We start from the raw sequence: 7,355 nt of genomic DNA on the forward strand, positions 1-7,355 counted from the left end.
TTAGGCACGCCTTCTGGGTTATTATGGCTTGCAAATTGGATTACAACATTCATTAAAAGTACAAAAGAAGAAGAATACTTTCACAATACTTGGATCATTCCCCCTATTGATCGAGACACAACTTATGCTGAACACTCCATATATCTTAAAAAAGTAACCTCTCATGAAAAGCATCCTATTCTTTCTTTCGAATATAAAAATGAAGACCTCAATACCCTATATATCTTTGGGAATGAGGAAGGATTAAAAGGGCTTGTTTACGAAATATGGGGTTATGCTTTTGATAAAGATGATGATAGTTTCTGCAGAACTTCATCTAACTTTACTGGAGGTGATTTTGTTCCACAAACACTTGGAGGACTTGATTTTCACCCTTTCCAAAGCTGGAAAATCCTGGGAGGCATGTATTTTACAGAAAAATATGATCCTCTAAATCGATCAAGATATTCACTAGGCATAACATTAGAAGAATATGATTCTTGGGAAAAAGAAGTTTTACGCCGCTATGTCAATGAAAGGATTGTATTACCATGACACAAATTACTGATCATCACACATCTATAAGCAATGATTCCGCTGCGGTTCTTGAAGAAGCCAAAGCTTTATATAAAGAACTATTTCCACTCACTCCATCTTTCATAGATAAAGAGGGCAACAGAATTCGACTTTGGTCAACACCTGGCCCTACAGTTGTTGCAACCATCCAAAAAACAAATGGCATTTTTCAGTACGTTAGCAAAGAGCATATTAAAAATGGTCTTAATCCAAAAGACTCTAATATTACTCTACACAACCTTTTACTATATGCTCCTCCTACCGAGAGTAACTTTGATTTAGTAAAATGTTCTAATGGAAATATTGTAATTTGGCCGCTTCTAAGTGCTGGCGGCTGGCAAGAGGCAATGCCTCGTGGAAATGATTATAACGGTATCATTAGACTTGCACGCGGAAGAACCCAAGAGCAAATGTGCCAATGGTTTTATAGTAATGGGTTTCATCCAGAAAATAGAGCTGAACCAATATACGTTTCTATCCACTTACGCGATGGTGGTTATGTAGGAACTTTCAATTGTCTTGACCATGAAACAATCCGAAACGTTTTACACCAAGGCGCTATAATCAAGCACCTAGAAATACCTCCACTAAAACCAAATGACAAAGAAGGTTTACATGGTAGAGGCATTGTCTTTTCCCATCCTAAAGACCAACGAAAGCTTACTTTCAATCTTGATTGCTCTATTGACAAAAAAGAAAACGGCTCCGAGGGAAAAGAGTTCAAAGGAGGCTACCACATTGATGTTAGAGGTAAAAATGTCGAAAAAGTAAAAGCAAGTACAATAGAGTCATATCTAGCTAACCGTTTGGTTCCAGAGACTTATAAAATTGTTTTTCGTAACTTGCAATTTCAACAAGCATTGCAGCAAACAAAGCTTACGGATTCTTATAATGCAACACACCCCCAAAAGCCCATTCCTGCAAAAGGAGTTGCGGATGGCAAGATCGGAGGGGTAGCCTGTGGTATTGAATATATTGAAGGCATTTTTAATGGAGCAGAAGCTCTTTTTGAAAGTGAGCACTTCTTTTGTTTACCCATGATAGATGGCAACTTACCTTGCACAAATGGGCAACTGCGTCAAATTCTACGAGAACTTGCCATTGGTATCTATACACACAGTACAGTGCCTTTTTTCAGCCTTCATTTTAGGCAAGGATCTGCAGATCTTTTTCCCGTTATCCACCCAACCTATCAACACACACTTGTAGGGCGTGTGATCAGTATGTTGGATTATTTCATGAAAGGCTATCTCAATGGAGGCGTCTTTCCAGAAGATTTTGTCGATAGTTGGCATGAGCACCCAACGTGGGAAGGACAAGAAGGAGCAGCTCTTGCGCGCCTTCTTGACTTCGAGGCCTATTGTCAAAAACACCTCAAAGATAAAGATGTCGCTTACCTCTCTGCTAGAAAATTGACAATGACTCTTCAAGGTATCAAGATGCTTGGATTGTTTGGAGAAGCCGGCAGTCATGACTCTGAGATACTACAAGAATTCGATGGATTTAAAAATTCCTTCCGCATTATCGCCAAACAAAATAGCTTCAGAAAAGAGGGAAATGTTTTTATCATTGATCCAGACTTCGATGTCCTCTATACAATTGCCCCATCTTTAAAATATACCGAAGCAATGGAGCGACATATAAGAGAAACTGGCACTCCTCCTCTTTCTTATCAACTGATTGAAGAAAGCTACAAGCTAATGAGCCGCCAGATACACGATCATATGGTTAAAATGCCTTTGTGCCGCGAATATTTTGCGATGCTTGGTATTATTAATTTCTTTTCTAGTTATTTCTTGACACTTAAGCAACACGGTAAACTTCCCACGCTTCCTCCTTGTTCGGTTGTAGACGGTCGTGGCTGTCCTCCACTATTTCCACACCTTCCTCTTTTTATTCCTATGCAAGAATCCTTGAAAATGAATCAAAGAGAGATTATTCGAGATTTTTTTAATGACCCAATAGCCAAAAAATTTATTCGACATCTATTTTTGCATGACCAGCAAAAAAATAGTGAAGCTATACTACAATGCTTCGAAAGAAAATGCAAACAAAATCTCATAAAACACTGTTCTCCTCCGTTTCAGCGATTTTTAAAAGGACAAGAACAAGTAGAAAATCTTTCTAAAGAACTTTCTAACCAACTTTTTAACAATCTTTGCACAATCGTTAAACAAATCGGAAAAGCGCAAAGAGAACAAATTTCTGAAAATCTGGAAAAACATCTGAAGCCTAATTTTTTAGATCTGATCATAGAAAAAATAGTAGAACGCACTCCAAATAACTCTTTAGATGTCACAAAAAAAATCTCTTTTATCACCTCGTCTCTACCTTCCGAATCGCCCAAACAGAGTGTTGAAAAAAATCACCGCGTTGTGGGCGGCTGCGGCATGCAATTAGAAAAAAGCACTGTCAAACCAGCCCCTCAGGTAGCACAAGTATGGAGACAACATTGGCAAGATCTTTATACTCTTGAACCTGAAACGTGGGAAAGAGTAAACATAGAGCCATTGGGAGAGGGTATCATATTCAGCTTACCATTTGAAGATACTCCTACAGAAGCCTCCCAAGATTATATGTGGATGGAAGAAGCCCTTTTTCTTCCAGATGGCCAAGAAAATCTTACCCTTGTTCGAGCAAGAGTTGAAATAGAAGAAGCCATGCACCAAGCCAATCATCAATGCTTTTTAGAACACATAGAACGCATACCTCATCTAAATCTTTTGCGACAAAGAAATGGTGCATCCCTCCTTCATATCGCTGCAACCTTCCAAGATCCTTTTTATCTTGATGCTCTTCTCAAAAAAAATATCTCCTCGCGCCTTGAAGATTTAGATGGCTATCTTCCCATCCACTATGCGGCAAGTGCAGGATCGCATGAAACTTTGCGTCTTCTTCTAAACAAAGACAGCAGTGAAAGCAATCATCGCGGTAAAAATGGTTCTTCACCTCTTATATGCGCTATCCAAGCAAATCAAGTAGAAAGTGTGCGTATCCTTCTTAACTTTCATCCTTCTCACTCTCTTCTTTCCACTGGATATACAGACCTACACTGCGCCCTCCACCAGGGAAATGTTGAAATTATTGGAATGTTATTTAGAGAAGAAAGAATTGTTACGGCAACCTTAAATGAAAAGTCTGAAGAGGGTGGAACACCTTTGATGCTAGCCTGCGCTCTTGGCAATCCAGAATTTGTAGAAAAGCTTCTAACATTAGGAGCAGATCCTTTACCAGCAATGGAAGTTGCTGTTCGTTTAAAATCACCTTCCATTCTACGTATGCTATTGCAAAGGGCGCCTGCCTCTCCAATTGCTTTAGAGACTGCTGCTATTGAAGGCAACAGAGAGATCATGGAATGCCTTGCCTCTGCTTATCCTCTTCAAAATTATAGAAACGCCTGCAAAGACAATCTTTTACATCTGGCTCTTCGTCATAATAATACAGCCGTTGCACTTTATCTAAGTCATAATTCTTTCCTTAGAAACCAGTCTAACCATGAAAATGATACCCCCATGCGTTTGGCTATCCTACTAGGGATATGGAATATCGCAGAAGCCCTCTACAACCAAGGCGTTATGCCTGATCTAGAAGATCTTCTACACGTACCCTATCACTCACTTATAAAACATATGTTCGCATCTGTTACACTTTCAACAGACCAATTAAATGCCTTTCTATTTATTGCACTCCAAGCAAAAAATTATCTTCTTGTATCACAAGTCTTACTTCCAAAAGGCGCATCCTTAAGCAGTATCCACGGGCCTAAGGGATGGAAAGCTATTCACTATTTGGCAAAAGCTGATGCTATTTTCCTCTTTGGAAATGAAATTATCAAAACAAGTGACTCATTAATGCGTTTGAAAGAGGATAACAACCAAACACTTCCCTACATTGCAGCACAAAATGGAAGTTCTCGTGTATTTTCCCTACTTTTACAAAAGATGAAGACAGATAATATTTCCTTAGAAAATCATTACAATGATAGGCATCTCTTTTATGCCGTAATTGAAAGTGGCGATGTCAATATGGTCAGTGAAACTTTGGAATATTTTCCTCATCTAGTTCACTGTTTTTTAGATAGCAATCATACACTTCCTGTACATCTTGCAGCTCAATTAGGGTTAGAAAAAATAGTTGAATTGCTATTAGAAAAAGGATCTCTTGCTAATCAGAACGATCTAAGTAATCACACTCCTCTTTATTATGCTCTTCGTGTATTAAGCACAAATATAGCAGAAAAAATCTTAGAACATGATCCTCTGATAACAGGAGAAGATCTCTACCTTGCAGCTCAATTGCCTGCTTCAAAATTTTTACTCTTATTAATGCAAAAAAAGCCTTCTCAAGAATCACTTGATGAAGCTCTTCACTTAGCTGTTCTATATCATCATCCAGATGCCTTTTCTATACTATGTAAACAGGGAGCGTCTAGTCTATACGTCTCTTCATTACTCCATACACCTATAATGGAGGCTAATTTCCAAGCATTGATACAAACACCCCTTTTTTATACTCCTGAAGAAATAGCTTTTATAACTGCCCTTACCTCTAAAAATTTACAACAACTTTTACAGACAATACAAGCTCTTGCCCACAATACAAAAATTTTCATGGATCATAAAGGAAAACGTATCTGGGGAACTCCTTTACAGCTTCTTTTAAGAGCAATGCAAGATGAAACCCCTATACTTCCCCTTGTCGAAGAATTATTAAATATTCCCGGACAAGATTTCAGTATACCTGATAGTGAAGGAGACATTGTTTCTCACTTACTCGTGCGTGCAGGCATCTCCTTGTTTATTTGTCCTAACCTTCCCCTAACTATACGCAATCATAAAGGAGAGACTCCCTTACACCTTGCGGCAGGAAAAGCTTCAACAGGGGAATTAGAAAAACTTCTCAAAATACTCCCTCCAGAAGAATGTTCTGCTCGTACTGATGCTGGAAAAACACCCATTTTTTATGCCATCCAAAATGAAAAAGTAGAAAACCTATCTTTACTCATTGATAGAGGATCTTATGTAAACATAAGAGATCATGTTCTGCTCACACCACTCTTTTTAGCTTGTAAGTTAGGCTCTCTTATAATGACACGCCTTCTCATGGCTCGCGGAGCCAATCCTAATCAAACAATTACAGCAGAAGGCTTATTGCTACTACAAGCACTTTCTTTAAAACACCATCGAGAAATTATTTTTTGCCTCATTCGAAATGGTGCACAATTAGATATCTCTGATAGAAATGGAATGCATCTCTTTCATAATGCCGCGCAGCTAGGAGATGTAGAACTCATTCGTCTTATGCATGCAAGAGGCGTATGCCTTGATATAAATGATAATAAAGGGCTTACAGCCAAGCACCATGCTGCATTACGAGGGCAAACAGATGTTTTACAAGCCATTGCAAATTTAGAACATAGTTCATTTGAAATCCCTGCAGAACAATCGCAAAAAGATTTAGAAGAGATGTGCGAACTAGAAGGAATAACTCCCCTTCATTTAGCCACCTTGCATGGAAATGTTGAAACAACAAGCTGGTTACTTGATCATGGATGCAACATAGAAGCAAAAATACACGACAGAGAAAATGTCTTAGGGCTTGCCTCTAGCAGCCCTGCGGCTCCTTCTCTCTTACAACTTTTTACTCCTTATAAAATTGCCCATGACATTATGAAGGCCCTTTCAGCAATAGAATCGGCAACAGCTCATGATAACGTTGATGCATTAATTTTTCTTTATGGCAAGAGGTTATCCATCAATGCCAGCCTTAGAAGAGGCAATACGGGTCTTCATTTTGCCTCTATGCATGGAGCTGTGCAATGTACTGCATGGCTTTTGCAAAACGGAGCAAATCCTTGGCCAGAAAATGAGGAAGGAAAAAATGCATTTGAAATAGCTGCTGAAGGGCAATCTGCAAGACAGCTACAGGTATTACTCAAAATAACAGGCATAGATCCTGACTTCGTTTTTTTCAGTGGGAAAACCCTCCTTCATCTTGCAACACAAGCAGGAGGTATTCAGCAAATCCTCTGTCTTGTTGCTCTAGGAGCTGATTTGAATATTTTAGATCAAATAAGAGGAATGTCACCTCTACACTATGCTATTGAAATGAAAAACGCTCAATTAACATCGCTTCTTCTTGCTTGTGGAGCAAGTTTAACCCTCCTTACAAATGACGGAAAATCACCTTTAGACATAACTCAAGAAGCTAATATTGAGTTAAAAGCTATTATTGATGCTCATCAAGTACTTGTCAGCGAAGCAGGAATAGAAAGCTCTTCTCTACACTTAGCTGTTTTAAGCCGAAATATACCTGCAGTTATGGCTCTTGCACAAATTTCAGACTTAAGCATACGTAATGAAAAAGGATGCACAGCTTTAGATTTAGCAATTGCAACAGAGCAATTCTATTTATGTAAAATACTAAAAACAAATTAAACAGGGATTCTATGACTACAATTACAAAAAATTTTGAAGGACAATCCCTTACTCTGGTAAAAGACTACTCGCAACTAAATTGGGAAACTTATCCTATCCTCTTAAGCGATGGAGAGCGAAAGGCCATCGACTTTCCTTATGTTGTTTCTGTTCTTAAAGGAACTGTTCACTCTCCTCTTACAAAGGAGGAGTGGTTTTGTAATCTTTCACCTCAAATACAAACCATCCTCTCTGTAGAAAACATTCATGAAAATGGAGTTTAAGTAAATGTCAAGTATCTATCATATGATTGCAAATGGATGGAATAGCTGGAATACTTCAGTAGAAAAAACAGCAAAAAGTGCTACTACAGCTCTAGTTAAA

3 protein-coding genes are annotated in these 7,355 nt (G+C 38.5%); all 3 read left to right on the forward strand.

The window, feature by feature from the left end; translation table 11 throughout:
* Positions 1–534: hypothetical protein (locus tag P4L16_06825; protein ID MDR3624833.1), on the forward strand; the 534-nt coding region annotated here is incomplete at its 5' end.
* Positions 531–6,992: an ankyrin repeat domain-containing protein gene (locus tag P4L16_06830; GenBank protein MDR3624834.1), complete on the forward strand. Its 6,462-nt coding sequence runs from the start codon at positions 531–533 to the stop codon at positions 6,990–6,992. The genes P4L16_06825 and P4L16_06830, both read left to right, overlap by 4 nt.
* A gap of 11 nt (positions 6,993–7,003) precedes the next feature.
* A complete protein-coding gene (locus P4L16_06835; GenBank protein ID MDR3624835.1) occupies positions 7,004–7,255 on the forward strand; it encodes a hypothetical protein in 252 nt (83 codons plus the stop codon).
* The last annotated feature ends 100 nt before the right edge of the window (positions 7,256–7,355 follow it).

The organism is Chlamydiales bacterium (assembly GCA_031292375.1).
Lineage (GTDB): Bacteria > Chlamydiota > Chlamydiia > Chlamydiales > VFKH01 > JARLHF01.